We start from the raw sequence: 15,740 nt of genomic DNA, 5'->3' as shown, positions 1-15,740 counted from the left end.
TTAGCCCTCCAAAACACCAGTAGCAGCGGTGTAATCAGAGAGAGTGTTAAACATAACCTCATCGGCTTTCTCTGTGATTTCGATTTTTTCCTCGAACCCACGAACTTGCAGAATCACTACAGCATTGATCTCTGTAATGATCGGCAATAAACGAGCAGATCCCTGGGTGTATTCTCCTGTTTGTTGTCCAGTAGAATCTCCAGTACGCCATTTAGCGATACGGATACCGTTTCCAGCATCCATGTAGTCCACGTTTTCCTCCTCCATGAGTTCGTTATCCTCGATAGACGGCTGAACAATACCAAGTTTGCCGTTATCAGTTTGAGGAATAAATACGATCATGTTGTGATTCCACGGATCCTGAGGGCTTGCTTCACCATCTTTCTCAATAGCTACTAAGCGTTTTACCTCTTTGATAGGAGGTATTCCGTTCTCAGAAAGATATTCGTTAAGATCTGTGAGCTTAGCGATTTTGGCAGATTTATCTTTGCCATAGATTGCAGTCCTGATTCCCTCATCCATACGAATGAAAGAGATTAACTCAGGAGCCATCATCATCTCTTTGAACTCAACTCCTTTAGCTTTGAAAAGCGTTACGATCTGAGTTAAAAGCAAAGTGATGTTCAGTTTGCCAGCGTTTGAGTTAGCTGCGTTCCAAAGGAGAGCAGAAACAAGTTTGTTGGCATCATCCATCTGATAATCCACCTCATACTCACGTCCACCAGGGTTGTTCAAGTCGGGTTTGAATCTACACAATCCCCAGTTAGAGAGAGCGTTCAGCATCACGTAATCCACATAATCCTTACATCCCAGGTAAGCATTTTGAACATCGTTTTTCAATGTTTTCTCAATTTGCTTAACCTTTTGTGGCTCTTTCAAATAAGGAGATTTGTAAGTTTCCAGCAATTTACGATAAGTCGAAACTTTCATAAAGAACTTGTGTCCTACACGTGGTATCTCCTTAGTCCAAATATCAAAGCCATCAGTTCTACGCAAAGGAGTTGGAGATTCATTTGCCAAAACTGTAGCCATCACTCTGAAACGATATTTGCCCATCAACCCCTCAGCTGTCAAAGAAAGCTGTGGAGCCTCGTAATCCAGATACTCATCCGAATACATTTTTTGGAACAAAATCACTTCTCTCTCACTGGCTTTGTCGAATGTTTTTTTCCACGCTGCCAGAAAATCCAGAGGCTTACCCTGTACGTTGTGCAAGCCTGTAAATGTTGAATAAATTGATCTCATAAGTCAAACCTCCTTTTTTAAAATGATTGTGAAAGTTTGATATGTGGGTTCGCTTTCAGATAGCTACCAGTGGTATCTTTCTGAGAGGCAGGGATAGGATTAACCCTCCTTTCATACATTGCATATTGCATTGTATCAGCACACACATCAATACCTGTCTCATCCTCTTTAACCTCTGTACGGTCAAATGTGATACAGTTTGCATCACCGATAAGAGCAGCATTTCCCTCTTTGTCCACTACCTGAACGATAGCATCATCAACAGCCAGCCCCGAAACAGCAGCAGAAAGAGTAATGATGTACTCACCGTTACTTTTTCTCTCCACTTTAGTAATCGTTGGAGCATCCCCGAAAGAGCCAGAAATAGCACCATCTTTCAGAATGCTATCACCTACAGCAAAACACGGTTCTACTGTATCGTTTGCAACCAGAGAGATAACTTTGCTATCACTCTCTATCTTTTTCACTTTTGCCGTCTTAATGACTTTCACCTTTCGGGTTTGCTCATTAAAGATTGCAAGTGTACCAGGTGAAATCTCGGATCCTATAATAAAGTTCTGAGCCTCTACATCCAGATTAAAACCACCAGGCACAATAGAGGGAGAGCCTGTGAAAATCGGCTTTTCCCCACCAAATGAATACCTTTTTGCTTTCATTCCTTAAATTATTTAACTGTGATTGATTCCAGCAAATTATCAGACACCTCATCCAGAGCCTGCTCACTTGCTGCCTTTGTGCCCTCCGTATCAGCTGGCATAAGATTCTGAGTGATGAGATCCTGCTTAATAGCAGCCAGGTACTCATCGGGATCCTGATCCTCTGGAACTACAAGCCCTTTCATTCTCCATTCGGGAATTTTGTGCTTTTCCTGAGCTGATTTAACAGCTGCTGTACGCTGTTCCTTAGCTTTATCACCCTTTAGTAGAGCTAACTCCTCTTCAAGAGCTTTTAAGCGTTCATTTTCAGCATCCTCTTTAGATGCTTTGGTTCCTTTACCCTCCTCATCCTCTTCTTTTTCTTTTTCGGACTTAGAGCCTTTGGATCCTTTTTCATCTTTCTTTTTGCTATTAGCCCATCTGGTAGCCTCTCCCTGCGATTCTTTCGCAATGTCCACTATCTGATTTGCCACTTCCTCTATAGCTGCCTCATCAGTCGAATCATCCTCAATGCTGCCACCCATTTTTTCGGTTATCGCTATGAGATACTTCTCTGATAAACCTGTGTCTTTACACAAGTCTTTAACTTTTACAAAGAGTTTCTTATTCATGATTTTATATAAAAAATTAGTTCGCACAAAAATAAGCATAAATTCTGATATATGTGTCTGACAAACACACTTTTTAATACAGAGGATCAGATGCTTAGATTTACCAAGTGTACAAAAAGAGTGTGTTTTATTTGTTGTATGAAGTATAACAAATTATATCCAAGAAAATAGATATATCATAATTTGCAGTAAAATATATCCAGTCTATTTACCTGAATCTGGATATAAAAAAGCCGTAAAATCACCGAATTTTTATAAATATATCCAAATTATATCCATTTTCCTTTGTTTGTTTGGATATATATCCTATATTTGCATCGTAATTAGTTTTATAACGAGCAAAATATATAGAAAATGGAAGCAACGCATAAGATAGTAGAGGGATACACTAATAGAAAATTAGCAAACGCTGCACTAAAAGCAATGGCTTTGATTGATGATTGTGATCAGGGAACAATTAGGAACCCTTATAACCTTGCATCCGCTATCCTTGACGATAATAGAACATTGATACAAACCATCTACGAAGATGGCTACATCCGATTTAACAACGGCTGGTTTATCGTTGAAGCAGATGAGTATTGCTTGTATGTGGATATAACAGGTATTGCTCATAGAGAAATGGGATTTCCAGAGTATAAAATGAATGACGATACCAACAACTAAAATAGTAATGCAACACTAAAGATTTATGATTATGAGCGATTTAATTAGAGTAAGAGTTTTACAGCATGATACGGAGGATCAGATCCGTATCGGAATGACTACCCCTGTGATGGATAAAGATGCTATCCCATCCTTTGTTGAGAAAGTGAAAGAACAGTACCAAAAAGAAACAGAATGGTGTGGTGGTTTTGATGCTGCCTGTGAGAAATACTACAAGCGTATTGCTATAGTAGATGCAGACACACTACAAGAGATCCATTCAATCTACAGAAAGGAGGAAAACAATGGCTAAACTAATCAAGGTAAATGGGGAGATAACCGAAATTCACCCAGTGAACGGAACCGATTTTAAGCTGGACGAACTCCAGGGATATGTTGATGGATACATAGAGATTATTGATCTGAAAAATGGTGAGATCTATGTTGTCAATGAGGAGGGAAAATATACGTGTGAGCGAAACGAAACAGCAACGAAAACAGCCCTGGAGAGAGGTGCTATTTTCGACTGGGATTATATAGCTGGAGATGTTGTTTTGTGTAAGGATATAGAGGTACAATAACAAAAAAATCAGTTCGTCTAATGGTAGGACACCAGACAGCCAGAGAATGTATATCGTCTAATTATAGGACACTGGGAACATGGAAATATGAGTTCGATCCTCATACTGATTTAATACAAATCTACAATAATATGAATGCAATAATAGGGAAATTTTACATTATCGAAATGATTGATGGTGAGGAGTACAATGTAGGTACAGCCGACACTGAGAAAGAAGCAAATGAGGAGATTGAAAAGAGAATTGCTTTTGATGCTAAATATGGACGTGATACACGTGATAATTATTCATGGAGCACTAATCAATATAATTAAGAAATGGGAATCTTAAAAGTAATACAGGAAACCCTGGACGAGCAGGGCAAAGGAGGTAAGCTCTTAGGAACTGGCAAAAGAGTAATTGAGAGTAGCAAGCAAGCTAAATATAATGATGTGAGAAAAATAGAACGTAATTATACACGTGGAGTACATAACGCTAAAAACAACAAAACATGATACTGATATTATCATATAAGAAATATAGAAAATTACGATCTGAGTTGAAACAACTGAGATATGAGCACGAGAAGTACAAGAATAAATATGAGCATTTAATTTCTCAAATTGATAAAATAAAACAGCCAAGTTATTGCCAAAACTCATATTGTGATTTCTGCGAATTTAGCAATACAAATAGATACGCTTTTAACGATCCAGATCACCTACCTGGATGTATCTTAGGATATGGTAGAAACTTTAGCAAATAGAAAATATATGTTTAACAAAGATTTTTTCCCTACTCCCACTGGAGTAATAGAGCAGATGCTGATGAATGTAGAGGTTTTTGATAAGATCTTTCTGGAGCCATCTGCTGGCAAAGGTAACATAGTAGATTATCTTAATGAGAATGGAGCTAAAGAAGTCCTCACGTGCGAAATTAACAAAGATCTGGCTAAGATTGTAGCCAGTAAGAGCAAATACATAACAGCCGACTTTTTAAGTCTCAGGAGCGAACAAATATCCCATGTGGATATAATCATTATGAATCCTCCATTTTCGGATGAGGAGAGGCATATTTTACACGCCTGGGAGATCGCTCCAGCTGGCTGTACAATTATATCACTTTGCAACGCCTCTATATTCAGGGCTTATAACACAAAACAAGCTCAAATATATGAGCTTATAAAAGAATCAGGCAGAAAGGACAATTTTGGCAGGTGTTTCTCCACCTCAGAGAGGCAGACAGATGTAGAGGTAGGCTGTATTTGGCTTTATAAGCCCCGAACAGAGGAGGATGAGTTCTCTGATTACTTTTCTATAGAGGATGAGCCAGAATCGCTCACAGGTGGGCTGGTTAAGCCTAACTATGTGCGTGATCTTGTTTGGAGGTATGTTGCTGCTGTGAGAATGTTTGATGAGGTGATGGAGGTATCCAGCAAAATAAATGAATTAACAGCACCCATAAGCAAATACGGTGTTAAGTTCGGAGCCTATAGATCTGGAGAAACAAATTACTCAGATCGTAAAATTACTCGTGATGAGTACAAGAAAGAACTGCAAAAGCAGTGCTGGGAGAAAGTGTTTAGAGATCTGAACATGGAGAAATACTCTACAAAAGGAGTGAGAGACAACATTAATAAGTTCGTTGAAACTCAGGAGCACATCCCATTTACCGTTAAGAACATCTATAAAATGATGGAGATAATTGTGGGAACACATGAAAACCGAATGAGCCAGGTTCTAATTGAGGCTTTTGATATGATCTGCTCTTTTTCGGCTGAGAACTCAACAGCTGGAGAGAAATGGAAAACAAACAGCGATTATATGATAAATAGAAAATTCATTGTACCCTGGATGTGTGAGGTTTCTTATGGTGGAGAGCTTAGTATTCGGTATAGTGGTAATAGGGATAAAATTGATGATCTTATCAGAGCTTTGTGCCTACTCACCGCTACACCATACGAAAGCATCCAGAGCATTTATAATTTCTCTTTCAATATGCACAATTCATCTGATAACAACAGAGGAGACTGGGAGAGAATGAAGTTCGGAGTATGGTATGACTGGGGATTTTTCAGGATCAAGGGATTCAAGAAAGGAACCATGCACTTTGAGTTTCGAGATGTAAAAGTGTGGGAGGCGTTTAATATTGGAGTTGCTAAAGCTCGTGGATGGAGACTGCCTAAAACATCTGCTGAGACTAAAACAGCACGTAAAAAGGGTACTGGAGTAGAGGTGTATTAAAACAATTTCAAATGAAACAAGATCGAGATTTCCTCCATGATCAACTCATCAAACTTGGAGATATGATGGGAGACGGTTTACACCATGAGCCAGGTGGGAGGTGGATAAGTAGAGAATATAACAAAATATGTAGAATACTCTACCCTGATATGATGCCTAAAAAGGATTTTACAAAACGGAATAAAGCTGTAGAAAAATGGTGTAGTTTACATCAATGCTCACAATGCAATGGGAAGTTAAGGCAAACCAGGAGCGGATCCATGAGAGTTATTTGTTTAGATTGTGGAACAAAATACCAGTTATCAAAAAGTAAATAATGAATGAAATGATAAATCAAATAGAGCATATAATTACTACTTTAAGGGATTCCGATGTGTACATAGAACACATATTTATGAGAGGAGGGTGTTATAAATTTCATCTATTCTTAAAATCCATCTATCCAGATGCTAAGCCTTATATTCATCAAGATAAGGATCATATTGCTACAAAAATACATAATAGACTTTTCGACATAAGAGGATCCATAGAGCCTAAATTTGAGGAGCTTTATTCTCCATTAAAAAATGATGATGTTGATATGGTACGTTCTTGGAGCTTTTCGAGAAATCAATTATTACAGATTTGTGAATGCTCGTTTTGTGGGGAGCCTATTATTTATGATGTAAATGTTTGTTCTATGTAATAGAATACACTATCTTTGCGTTTGATAAACACACTTTTATGAAACAAAAATTTAAAGTAGTTCATGTAGAGCTAAAGAAAGCATATCAGGGAGAGAAACATTACTATTTCGGTTCTAAGACTGCAATATATGAGATCCTGCCTGAGGATGTTGTAGGCATTAAGAAAGAAAGCCTCTGGAATGTAGATCTGGAGGCTGGAGAGTATTCCAATCGGCTTTGCACTATTCGCCTGGGAGCACTCAGGAGGAAACAAACCGAAAGAGGAAAATTAAGAAAGGAGGAATTATGATACAAGCAAGCGAGTTGAGAATAGGTAATTATATCTACCGCCCGAATTTGGATGGGAAAGAATATATAGATTACGAGAATGGGGTAATAGGAATGAGGAATGTATCTCTATCAATCGTTCAAGTAACTGGCATTTTGCCTGGGATAGTAATACTTGGAGAGGATAAGCGAGGAGTAGAATGGCTTAGCCCTATCCCCCTGACCAATGAACTGCTTTTGAAGTGTGGTTTTGAAAGAGATCGCTTTGCCAAACAATGCTTTGTAAAGGATTATAGCAAGCAGGGAAACCTGATAATATTTACTAACAAAACTCCTGTAGCTGTAGAAAATAATATTAAAGAGCCATTTTATTATATGCTCAATGGACTGATACACACAATAGAGTATGCCCATCAGTTACAAAACTTATATTTTGCAATCACAAGGAAAGAATTGGAGGTAAAATTATGTTAGGAGCAATCATAGGAGATATAATAGGATCTCGTTTCGAGTTCAACAATACGAACAGGACAGACTTTGATCTGTTCACAGAGGAAAGCACATATACAGACGATACTATCTGTACAATAGCTATAGCGGATGCTATCCTCAATGGGAAAAAGTATAAGAATAGCCTCCTGGAATGGTGCAGAAAGTACCCGAACCCCAAAGGAGCCTATGGAGGTTCATTTGCACGCTGGATCCAGTCCGATGATCCACAACCTTACAACAGCTATGGAAACGGATCAGCAATGAGAGTAAGCCCTGTAGGGTGGTTATTTGATAGCCACCAGAAAGTTCTCTCACAGGCTCAGCTTTCAGCCATACCGAGCCATGATCACATGGGAGGTATATTCGGTGCTCAATGTGTAGCTGCTTTGATATTCAAGCTAAGAACTGGAGAGATCGACAAAGGAGGCATAGAGCAATATATCAGCGGATATGGGTACCATGTGAACTCAGTGAATAGTATTAGGATGCACAACACTTTTAATGAAACGTGCCATGTAACAGTTCCCCAGGCTATCAGCTGCTTTTTGGAGGCAAACGATTTTGAGGAAACTATCAGGCTGGCTGTTTCAATCGGTGGAGACAGTGATACTATTGCTGCCATTGCTGGATCCATTGCCGAATCATACTATAAAATACCCGATCATATAGCGGTACTTGCTATTGACAAATTGCCAGATGATATGTTTATGATATTTACTCAATTTATTAAAGAGAATCCAATTTACGGAGATCGCTTATTAAAACTATAATCATGGGAAAAGAATGGAACAAAGAGGAGTTTTTTTCTGGCATTACAGAGGACTACTCAAACTACAAATGGTATAATGGAGAGAAAAGCAACCCCTATCAGAACGATGTAAAACGACCTCTGGCAGCCTCTCTATGGGAGTATGAGAAAGAGTTTCACTATGCTTTTTTGGATAGATCAGAGACAGGGGAATCCCTTTCTGAATCATACAAACACTGGAAAGAGAATCTGCTGAAAGAGTATTTACCAGGTAAATCACCGAATCCAGAGGGAGACAAAACGGACTGGGAGAAATCATTTGAGACAGGAAAGAGAGAGGCATAACAGCCTCTTTTTTCTTTTAAAGCACTATCTTTGTGGTTCAATCTCAAAAATAATGTTATGAAGAAAGTAATTTTAATGCTTTGCCTGGCAGCATTGATAACAGGATGTAGTAATGATGAGTTAGGTACCATATCGGTTTTTAATGTCAATGATTTTATCAACATGATGGATGCTACACCTGATCATATTAAATCATCATTCACTGCTGGAGAGCTTGAAAATGAGAGCAACACTCTGGGGAAAACAACGCTCAAATATCGCTTAAACACCAAGGATGTATCTTATCTTGTTACATTCTATGGCAATGAGAACGGCACAGTATCAAAAATTGAACTTTATGGGTTGTATGGCAATGGGTATTCCGATGGAATAGAGCTATACAAAAAGGAAATGGACAAAATCAGCTCAGCAAATATGTATCAAACATACAGAGCAAAATACAACAGCAAAACAGCAGGACAAATAGACTTCCAAGATAGAAACGAGTTTTGGGATTATGTTATCAAGAATGATGTGGATACGTTCATCTATGAGTGCTGGTGGGTTATCAATGAGCCGACTATGAAATTTGATATTGATGGGAAATATTCAAAGAGTTCAAATTCCATCTTAATCACTTTTGAAAAAAATATATGGGAATAATACTCTCAATAATCCCTTAGATCTCCTCCAGCTCAATTACCCAGCCTTTGCCAAAGCCATATTTTCGGGCTGTTTCTTGCTTTACAGCTACCACCTTGAAGTTAGTGCCAGCCCGAAACAAAACCTCATCCTCACTCTTGTAGTAGTGGTGTGTAATAGGCTTAACATCTACACCATGTTTACCCTTTATCACAAGCTGTATATTGCTGCCAAATATGGTTGTTTTGTCTATGTTGGTTGTGGTTGATAGAAAGGCGTTATTTACAAATGGCTTACCTGTATCGAGGCATTCTTTCATGGATATGATGTATTTATCCAGCTCCATAGCACTCATATTGATCCCTGAGAAAGTGGTACCCTGGAATCTGGGCAATTTCTCCAGTACAGAGTTAGCAGCAGGATAGTATTTCTGACACAACCCATCATAATCCTGGACTTTGCCGAAATAAGGATCTACAATACCATAGCCGTACTGATTACACCATTTGGATCCGTATGTATATCTGGTTATCAGCCCCAGCTCATCCTCACTAATACCAGTTACTTTGCTGTACTCTTTTATCCGTTTCTTATCAATATCATCACAGCGTGTTGAGTTCTGAAATCTACCACCTATAGGAGTGTTTGCCGTTTTGTTCTCTGGTGCATTCAGATACTCCTCCAGAGCTTTAGCAGCAGCCTCTGAGGTCTCTCCATTTAGCTTAACCAGGGCACCCTGTTTGCTCATGTATTTTTGCCCCAGCTCTTTCTTATAATTAGCCAGCTCCTGATAGTTCTGATTAACGGTATAATTCCACTGGCTACCATATTGAGCCAGTGCCTTATCATACTGATCCTGTAGCCGTGCAATCTCCAGTTTCTCCCCAGCTGTGGCATATAGATCTATAATAGAGCCATCTGATCCGCTCTTTATAATCTTATTCAGGCGAGCCTTTTCTATATCCTTTATTTTTGCAGTCGCCTGAGCTGTGAGATCCTGTATCTCTTTTGTGGATCCACCACTTGCAATAGCATCATTCAGCTGCTCTAACAGGCTGTTTAACGGCTTGCTTTTGCTCTTATATCCGAGAATAGGCTGAGCTGCCTCTACTACCAGTTGTGTGTCATACTTAGCCTGTACAGTAGCCAGTTCTTTCTCCAGCATCTTAACCATCTCTGGAGATGTTGGAAACTTGTTTTTATCAGCAACCCAGTTAGCCTCAAATTTTAGCTTTTTGATTTGATACTCCAGATCACCAGTAGAGATCTTATCTTTGAAAGCTCCAAAAGCATCATAGAGCTGTTGTACGCTCTCCTCTCCATATTTACCAACTAAATCCTGGTGATGTTTTTGTTCGGGTGATATGGGCTTTAGAATATCCTCTATTCCTGCCTTGTTATCTTTCACAAAGTAGGGGAGTGTTCCCTTTGCCTCAGCTTTCTCCATCCGCTCCTCATTCGTTTTAACCCACTCTTTGAACTCATCGGGGTACTCCTGTACTGCCTGAGAGCTATCCATAGGATCCACGTTATCCTCAGAGAGAATTTTATCCAGCATATCATCTATCTCAGCCTCTGTAGCCAGAACAGGCACCTGATAGCATCTACAGTTAGGGTGCCAGCCTCTCCACTTGAATGTTTTGGGATAGATCCCCTGGAGATCATCACAAATATCCGAGTGTGGGTGATTGTTGGAGAGCTTTATTTCAATTCCTACAACAAAATCAAGCTGCTGCCAGCGTTCAAAATCAGCTGTTCTATAGGCTATGTTTGTCTCAGTACGTGCTAAACGCTGAGCATTCCTGTAAGAGGATCGGTAAACTCCACGCCCAGGGTGGTATTTCTTAGGGTTGTCATCTATCCATTTATAGCTTTGGGTTTCATTGTCATATACCCTGCGTTTCCATACCCTGCCATAGATTGAGTTACCATTTTCGTCCTCTCCAGTCTTTACTCTAAACCGCCTGTAAAACTTATCTGGATCTTGTAGGTATTCCTTTATCTTTGTTGCCAGCTGATTAGCACCGATACCCTCACCGATAGCCAGATCCAAGCAGTTTTCAAGTTCCTCTCTGTACTGCCCTGTGTACTTCCATACTTTTTGAGAGAGGTTTAAGCCGTCTCCTGTTTTTCGGGCAAAGAAAGCATCCATAGCCTCCTTATTCCGATTGAACAAACGAGCAAAATGATTATCCTGAATAGAGTGTTTGCCAAACACACTTTTTACAAGCTCATCATTATTATCATTGGATAACATCCACTCTTTCTCTACATCCCCTCTGATCTCCTGGTAAACCTGGCTATACAGAGAGCGGAAAACAGCAGTAGCCTCCTCCCCATAGCCATATTCAGAAAATGAGAAAGGTTTGCCATCCTCCAGCTCAGTACCCTTTACCAGGTCTATAAGCTGATCCATAGCATTCCTGTAGAGATTACGCACATTTACAGCATAACCCTCTGTACGCTTAAATAACTCCCTTTGGAGCTTTTTAGAGTTGATGTATTGAGCCATTCACTATTTGTTTTTAAAGTGTCGGCAAACGTGTGCCCAGCATCCCTTTTTGTGCCCTCCTGGATTAGCATTCTTATTGGTACAATCTACCAAGTGATTGACAGGCTCACCAGGACAAAAAATGCAGTCCACGCACTTTACCTTAACCTCATTCACAAGCTGTTTCTTTGCCATTTCTGCCCCTCCTTTATTTCGTTGAACTCATCCTCACTCACATAGATCTCCTCCACACCATTACGATCAGCCACCCAGATAACAAAACATTCGGGTGTAGTTTGTGGAGTATCTAAATTGAAAGTTGTATCATACACCATTTCTGTGCTTTCTGGCAGGTGCTCTTTGTCCACTACATACCCTGATTCTACCTCATGCTCTGAGAGAGTATAGAAACACCACCCAGCGACTACCACGGCTATTAAAGTAATAATTATTGTTCCCATTATTCAGCCTCCCCAAATACGTCCATTTTGTTTAACTCCTTTTGTCTCTCCATTGCCTCAGCCTGTTCCTCTTTGATTCGGTCAAGCTCTATCTTAGCATTCTTCACCAGGTAACTCATCTCTAATGTTGTTTGTAGAGAGAGGGCACCAGATCCGAACTGTTTAAGCAAGTCATTGAGTACGGCACTAACATCCTCACCAAATGGCTCCTGGAACTCATGCCCGATTTTAAGAGCCTCATATTTGGATCTATTAGTGTAGTCCAGCACATTACCAAGTATAGCCAGAGTGAGGTTAGCCACACGGTTCATGTAACCATCGTGGGTTTCTTTCCTCTTATCGGCTTTGATCACTGCCAGCATCATCATTTGTTTGAGAGCTTTGGCTGATACATCGCTCAATCCTTTCATGTTGTTAAAGTCCACATCAGGAGTAAACGATTTAGAGAGAATGTGCTTATCCAGGCGTTCATACTCATTCTTTTTGCTCTCAGAAGCATCATCCCAGGTAAGGTATCTAACCTCACCACCATTTTTAAGGATGTACAGCTTTGCCTCCTCCTCAGCTTTGGGTAGGCTATTAAGAATCTCAGCAGTTGCAACCATAGCAGGGTTAGCAAAACGATCATTCACATCTGCATCGGTGGATCCCATTGATTCCATACGGTGAATCATCGGCTGTACTCCATTATGCTCCAGTTCCTGCTCAAATAGGATAACAGGGATCTTACCTACAACATTCTGCATAACAATAACCTCCCAGCCCATACTGGCACGCTTACACCTGTAGATAGTATCGGCTGTGTAAATATCCAGGTGGTACACCGTCTTAGATCCCGATTCTTTGAGAGAGTACCCCCAGGCAAACGCTTTCAAACGCTTGTACTGATCCTTGATAGTAAAGATCTCATCATCATTTTTCTTTGAAAGCACATTGAGCAGCAGATTAGGTTTTCCCTCCTCATCCCTAAATGTGTGAAAAAGGATAGCAGCTGTACCCTCAGAACCAGCCACACGCTTTGCCTCTCTTACATGAGCATCAAAACGGATCTCTTTCAGTAGGTTCTTGTAGCTTTCAAATGCCTCATCGGTACCATCGCTTTCCTGTAGCCACTTAACAGGTCTGCCATATAGGAACACCAGGGCTATCTCATTGATGAATGTTTGATAAGGGATCGGAATTTTCCACCGCTTTTGAAACCTTAGAAAGTTCCCCTTTTTGTCATAGATCGGCTTATCCTGCCTTTTCATAATTTCATGGCTTTCTACATTGTACTCCAGGAGTGCCTGGGCAGCAAATACAGAATGATCTTGCATGAAATTTAACGCCCTGGCTACATCCTTAGATGCCAGAAGCTCCTCAAAGTTCTGCTGATAACCTACAGCAGCTTTGACCTCATTTGTTAGTACGTTAAATAATCCCATTGCTATAAATTTTAACTCATTAATCCAGATAATCTATTTTCAATATCATCAGGTATATCTATTTCGTTGTAATCAAACCAGCATCTCATCAGGAATACATCTCTCCAGTCAGGGGAGCAACCTATTTCCTGCTTTATCTCCTCTTTGGGCTTAATCTTTAGCTTTCCATCACTATCAACATCCCACGTTTGCAGTTGCTCCAGCTCTATTGTTATCTGCTCAATGTCCGTGGTGCTTACCAGCTCAGGATCTACACCCACCTCAGAGGCGTTAATATGTTCAGCCAGCTTGTATGCACATTGAGCCTGTAAATTCTGGTAGTTCTCATTATTGAAAGCCCTACTGTTATTGACAAACCCCTGTATGTCGCAATTATCAACCACACCACCACCAACACCATCCTCATCAGCAATACATTTACATTTGGGGATCCTGTATTTTTTCTGAAAGTGCATGATACAAGTCTGTATCTCTGTAGTCTTACTTATCGGAAAGCATTTCAGATCCACAATCTTATACCCATTCCAAACACAAACACGAGCGTAATCTGAACCGAAACGAGCTATATCCGCTGTTAGGTAGTAGTTTCCTGTTACTATTGCCAGGAGGTTGCCGAAAATAGCCGTAATAGCATCGTGGGAACATAAAGCATTAGGATTATCATCATACTCCCAGTTACCTTTTAGGAGGCGTTCTCTTTTTACCTTATCCTTGGTGGTTTTTAGCCCCTCTATGTAGTCAGGATCTATAAATGGATTCTCCTGTACCAAACACGCCAAATAACTCATGTATTCGGGCAAATCTCCCTTTTTCGCTGGCTTGTAGAATGTCTCATACATCCAGTTCTTTTTAGGGTTACAGGTGATGAATAGTTTACGTCTTAACCCCAGCTCAGCGTTCAAGTGCCTACCTATACGAGTTTTAAGAGTATCATAGGCTCCAAAGTTTACCTCACCGCCCTCCTCGATCCAGCCTCCTGTGTACTCAATAGATCCATAGCGTTCATAGAGAGGATCACCAGGTTTATATTGCAAATCCAGCAGGTCAATCCTGGAGCCGTTGAATAGCTCAATGTAATTGTATTGCCCATTGTACTTATACAGCTCATCGCTCACTCCATAGGTAGAGCAAACTTTGTAGAATGTGATAAGTGTGGACTGAGTTATACGCTTCAATTCAGCACGCCCTATAAACCACTTAGTGCCTGGGAATGCCAAACACATAAACAATAACCAGGCAGCACCTGTCCAGGACTTTGCTCCTCCAGCAGCTCCACCATACAGAAATTCAGTGTGCTCTGAATCGGTTAGGATCTTCAAAGCCTCATCCTGCTTTTCATGCTTCTTACCATCCTTACAGGTGATAAAATCAAAGCAACCCCTTTTGAACAGCTCTATTTTGACTGCAAGGGCTATAGAGATCTCTATATCCTTAAACTTTTTTGCCATTGATTTTATCCAGCAGTTGGTTGTATTGTACCAGCTCCTCTGTGGTAAGTTTGGAGAGATCCACCATACCAACGGATCCAGAAACATTAGCATTCACATCACCCTCTATAGGTTGAGTGGATTTGCCAAACAATCTATCAAAGATCATTTCAACGGTTGATGTACGCCCATAACGTATATCAGAGAAAATAGCACTGATTATATTGCACACCCAGATAGGAGTTTGCTCATCTTTCATAATAGAGTTGAGTTCGTCTTTTGTCCTCTCCATCAGAAAGCGGATCGTTTTGAAATAATCCTCTTTGCTCAGCTCATAATCGACTTTCTTTCCTGTAATACTTTTGAGTTGTTTATACAGTGAGGGCTTCCTGCCATTTTTCTTTGGCTGGTTCTCGGAGGTAAACCTGTTACCGACTGTATTTCCTTTCTCAAATAGTGCCATCCGTTGTTTGTTCGTTGTTTTCAACTGTGTTTGTCAAACACACATCGAAAGCAAAGAAAATCAGATAGAGCTTTTCTACCTGATTTCCTGTTAGTTTTATTTTCCGCTCTCCTGTTCCTGGTATTTATCCCAGAACCATCTCATAAGATCCTCTCCAGATTCCTCTACAGCATCAAGCTCAAACATAAGAGCCTCAGCCATATCAATAACCTCATTAAAGGATATTTGCTCCTCCTCACTGGAAAAGAATGGGCTGTAAGTACCATCTAAATGTTTCTGTAAAACAGCCTTTTGTTTTTCGTTTAATACAATTTCTGTCATAATCGTATATGTTTTTAATTTGCAATTCGTTACA

21 protein-coding genes are annotated in these 15,740 nt (G+C 40.1%); 12 read left to right on the top strand and 9 right to left on the bottom strand.

The genetic code is table 11. The features are described 5' to 3' along the window. From M2448_RS04630 to M2448_RS04620, 3 genes are read right to left on the bottom strand one after another with little or no spacing between them, the layout of a single operon-like run. Window positions 1-1,245: a hypothetical protein gene (locus M2448_RS04630; RefSeq protein ID WP_280646676.1), complete on the bottom strand. Its 1,245-nt coding sequence runs from the start codon at window positions 1,243-1,245 to the stop codon at window positions 1-3. A 17-nt stretch (window positions 1,246-1,262) separates the two neighbouring features. Next, window positions 1,263-1,901, bottom strand: coding sequence for a hypothetical protein (locus M2448_RS04625; RefSeq protein WP_280646675.1), 639 nt, complete (start codon window positions 1,899-1,901; stop codon window positions 1,263-1,265). Window positions 1,902-1,909: 8 nt separating this feature from the next. Next, window positions 1,910-2,512, bottom strand: a complete 603-nt coding sequence (locus M2448_RS04620) for a hypothetical protein (RefSeq protein ID WP_280646674.1) — start codon at window positions 2,510-2,512, stop codon at window positions 1,910-1,912. Between the two features lie 423 nt (window positions 2,513-2,935). Between M2448_RS04620 and M2448_RS04615 the strand changes: the two genes are divergently transcribed. The 12 genes from M2448_RS04615 to M2448_RS04560 all read left to right on the top strand — a co-directional run bounded on the left by M2448_RS04615 (window position 2,936) and on the right by M2448_RS04560 (window position 9,140). After that, window positions 2,936-3,178 (top strand): hypothetical protein, encoded by a 243-nt coding sequence (locus M2448_RS04615; RefSeq protein ID WP_280646673.1) that lies wholly within the window; start codon window positions 2,936-2,938, stop codon window positions 3,176-3,178. A gap of 31 nt (window positions 3,179-3,209) precedes the next feature. Next, on the top strand, window positions 3,210-3,470 hold the full coding sequence (locus tag M2448_RS04610; RefSeq protein WP_280646672.1) for a hypothetical protein: 261 nt from the start codon (window positions 3,210-3,212) through the stop codon (window positions 3,468-3,470). Next, window positions 3,463-3,738, top strand: a complete 276-nt coding sequence (locus M2448_RS04605) for a DUF3846 domain-containing protein (protein ID WP_280646671.1) — start codon at window positions 3,463-3,465, stop codon at window positions 3,736-3,738. The genes M2448_RS04610 and M2448_RS04605 overlap by 8 nt, the downstream gene beginning before the upstream one ends. Window positions 3,739-3,758: 20 nt before the next feature. Next, on the top strand, window positions 3,759-4,052 hold the full coding sequence (locus tag M2448_RS04600; protein ID WP_280646670.1) for a hypothetical protein: 294 nt from the start codon (window positions 3,759-3,761) through the stop codon (window positions 4,050-4,052). Between the two features lie 3 nt (window positions 4,053-4,055). Next, complete coding sequence (locus M2448_RS04595) at window positions 4,056-4,232, top strand: hypothetical protein (protein WP_280646669.1); 177 nt, start codon at window positions 4,056-4,058, stop codon at window positions 4,230-4,232. Between the two features lie 228 nt (window positions 4,233-4,460). Beyond that, complete coding sequence (locus tag M2448_RS04590) at window positions 4,461-5,960, top strand: DUF4942 domain-containing protein (protein ID WP_280646668.1); 1,500 nt, start codon at window positions 4,461-4,463, stop codon at window positions 5,958-5,960. A gap of 316 nt (window positions 5,961-6,276) precedes the next feature. Then, a complete protein-coding gene (locus M2448_RS04585; protein WP_280646667.1) occupies window positions 6,277-6,645 on the top strand; it encodes a hypothetical protein in 369 nt (122 codons plus the stop codon). Window positions 6,646-6,683: 38 nt separating this feature from the next. After that, the gene (locus M2448_RS04580) at window positions 6,684-6,935 is read left to right on the top strand and encodes a hypothetical protein (protein WP_280646666.1); all 252 of its coding nucleotides are present in this window, start codon (window positions 6,684-6,686) and stop codon (window positions 6,933-6,935) included. Continuing rightward, the gene (locus tag M2448_RS04575) at window positions 6,932-7,387 is read left to right on the top strand and encodes a hypothetical protein (RefSeq protein WP_280646665.1); all 456 of its coding nucleotides are present in this window, start codon (window positions 6,932-6,934) and stop codon (window positions 7,385-7,387) included. Before M2448_RS04580 ends, M2448_RS04575 begins: the two co-directional genes overlap by 4 nt. After that, window positions 7,381-8,175, top strand: coding sequence for an ADP-ribosylglycohydrolase family protein (locus M2448_RS04570; RefSeq protein WP_280646664.1), 795 nt, complete (start codon window positions 7,381-7,383; stop codon window positions 8,173-8,175). Before M2448_RS04575 ends, M2448_RS04570 begins: the two co-directional genes overlap by 7 nt. Before the next feature lie 2 nt (window positions 8,176-8,177). After that, the gene (locus M2448_RS04565) at window positions 8,178-8,498 is read left to right on the top strand and encodes a hypothetical protein (RefSeq protein WP_280646663.1); all 321 of its coding nucleotides are present in this window, start codon (window positions 8,178-8,180) and stop codon (window positions 8,496-8,498) included. 57 nt (window positions 8,499-8,555) lie between these two features. Next, window positions 8,556-9,140: a hypothetical protein gene (locus M2448_RS04560; RefSeq protein WP_280646662.1), complete on the top strand. Its 585-nt coding sequence runs from the start codon at window positions 8,556-8,558 to the stop codon at window positions 9,138-9,140. 16 nt (window positions 9,141-9,156) lie between these two features. On the opposite strand, the gene M2448_RS04555 is transcribed toward M2448_RS04560, so the two are convergent. From M2448_RS04555 to M2448_RS04530, 6 genes are all read right to left on the bottom strand, one after another. Further along, window positions 9,157-11,631 carry a hypothetical protein gene (locus M2448_RS04555; RefSeq protein WP_280646661.1) on the bottom strand — a complete coding sequence of 825 codons (2,475 nt, stop codon included), beginning with the start codon at window positions 11,629-11,631 and terminating at the stop codon, window positions 9,157-9,159. Between the two features lie 152 nt (window positions 11,632-11,783). Then, on the bottom strand, window positions 11,784-12,041 hold the full coding sequence (locus M2448_RS04550; protein WP_280646660.1) for a hypothetical protein: 258 nt from the start codon (window positions 12,039-12,041) through the stop codon (window positions 11,784-11,786). A gap of 29 nt (window positions 12,042-12,070) precedes the next feature. Further along, on the bottom strand, window positions 12,071-13,321 hold the full coding sequence (locus M2448_RS04545) for a phage portal protein (protein ID WP_280646782.1): 1,251 nt from the start codon (window positions 13,319-13,321) through the stop codon (window positions 12,071-12,073). A 185-nt stretch (window positions 13,322-13,506) separates the two neighbouring features. Next, on the bottom strand, window positions 13,507-14,943 hold the full coding sequence (locus tag M2448_RS04540; RefSeq protein WP_280646659.1) for a phage terminase large subunit: 1,437 nt from the start codon (window positions 14,941-14,943) through the stop codon (window positions 13,507-13,509). After that, window positions 14,927-15,409: a hypothetical protein gene (locus M2448_RS04535; RefSeq protein WP_280646658.1), complete on the bottom strand. Its 483-nt coding sequence runs from the start codon at window positions 15,407-15,409 to the stop codon at window positions 14,927-14,929. Before M2448_RS04535 ends, M2448_RS04540 begins: the two co-directional genes overlap by 17 nt. Before the next feature lie 72 nt (window positions 15,410-15,481). Next, window positions 15,482-15,706: a hypothetical protein gene (locus M2448_RS04530; RefSeq protein ID WP_280646657.1), complete on the bottom strand. Its 225-nt coding sequence runs from the start codon at window positions 15,704-15,706 to the stop codon at window positions 15,482-15,484. Window positions 15,707-15,740: the final 34 nt, after the last annotated feature.

The sequence above is a fragment of the Dysgonomonas sp. PF1-14 genome, assembly GCF_029892965.1.
Classification (GTDB): Bacteria; Bacteroidota; Bacteroidia; order Bacteroidales; family Dysgonomonadaceae; genus Dysgonomonas.
This window is presented reverse-complemented; position numbering and strand designations above follow the sequence as displayed.

Excerpts from the sequence above, each read along its gene's own strand:
- M2448_RS04630 (WP_280646676.1), bottom strand. The coding sequence starts at position 1,245 with ATGAGATCAATTTATTCAACATTTACAGGCTTGCACAACGTACAGGGT.
- M2448_RS04625 (WP_280646675.1), bottom strand. The coding sequence starts at position 1,901 with ATGAAAGCAAAAAGGTATTCATTTGGTGGGGAAAAGCCGATTTTCACA.
- M2448_RS04620 (WP_280646674.1), bottom strand. The coding sequence starts at position 2,512 with ATGAATAAGAAACTCTTTGTAAAAGTTAAAGACTTGTGTAAAGACACA.
- M2448_RS04615 (WP_280646673.1), top strand. The coding sequence starts at position 2,936 with ATGGCTTTGATTGATGATTGTGATCAGGGAACAATTAGGAACCCTTAT.
- M2448_RS04610 (WP_280646672.1), top strand. The coding sequence starts at position 3,210 with ATGAGCGATTTAATTAGAGTAAGAGTTTTACAGCATGATACGGAGGAT.
- M2448_RS04605 (WP_280646671.1), top strand. The coding sequence starts at position 3,463 with ATGGCTAAACTAATCAAGGTAAATGGGGAGATAACCGAAATTCACCCA.
- M2448_RS04600 (WP_280646670.1), top strand. The coding sequence starts at position 3,759 with ATGGTAGGACACCAGACAGCCAGAGAATGTATATCGTCTAATTATAGG.
- M2448_RS04595 (WP_280646669.1), top strand. The coding sequence starts at position 4,056 with ATGGGAATCTTAAAAGTAATACAGGAAACCCTGGACGAGCAGGGCAAA.
- M2448_RS04590 (WP_280646668.1), top strand. The coding sequence starts at position 4,461 with ATGGTAGAAACTTTAGCAAATAGAAAATATATGTTTAACAAAGATTTT.
- M2448_RS04585 (WP_280646667.1), top strand. The coding sequence starts at position 6,277 with ATGAATGAAATGATAAATCAAATAGAGCATATAATTACTACTTTAAGG.
- M2448_RS04580 (WP_280646666.1), top strand. The coding sequence starts at position 6,684 with ATGAAACAAAAATTTAAAGTAGTTCATGTAGAGCTAAAGAAAGCATAT.
- M2448_RS04575 (WP_280646665.1), top strand. The coding sequence starts at position 6,932 with ATGATACAAGCAAGCGAGTTGAGAATAGGTAATTATATCTACCGCCCG.
- M2448_RS04570 (WP_280646664.1), top strand. The coding sequence starts at position 7,381 with ATGTTAGGAGCAATCATAGGAGATATAATAGGATCTCGTTTCGAGTTC.
- M2448_RS04565 (WP_280646663.1), top strand. The coding sequence starts at position 8,178 with ATGGGAAAAGAATGGAACAAAGAGGAGTTTTTTTCTGGCATTACAGAG.
- M2448_RS04560 (WP_280646662.1), top strand. The coding sequence starts at position 8,556 with ATGAAGAAAGTAATTTTAATGCTTTGCCTGGCAGCATTGATAACAGGA.
- M2448_RS04555 (WP_280646661.1), bottom strand. The coding sequence starts at position 11,631 with ATGGCTCAATACATCAACTCTAAAAAGCTCCAAAGGGAGTTATTTAAG.
- M2448_RS04545 (WP_280646782.1), bottom strand. The coding sequence starts at position 13,321 with ATGAAAAGGCAGGATAAGCCGATCTATGACAAAAAGGGGAACTTTCTA.
- M2448_RS04540 (WP_280646659.1), bottom strand. The coding sequence starts at position 14,943 with ATGGCAAAAAAGTTTAAGGATATAGAGATCTCTATAGCCCTTGCAGTC.
- M2448_RS04530 (WP_280646657.1), bottom strand. The coding sequence starts at position 15,706 with ATGACAGAAATTGTATTAAACGAAAAACAAAAGGCTGTTTTACAGAAA.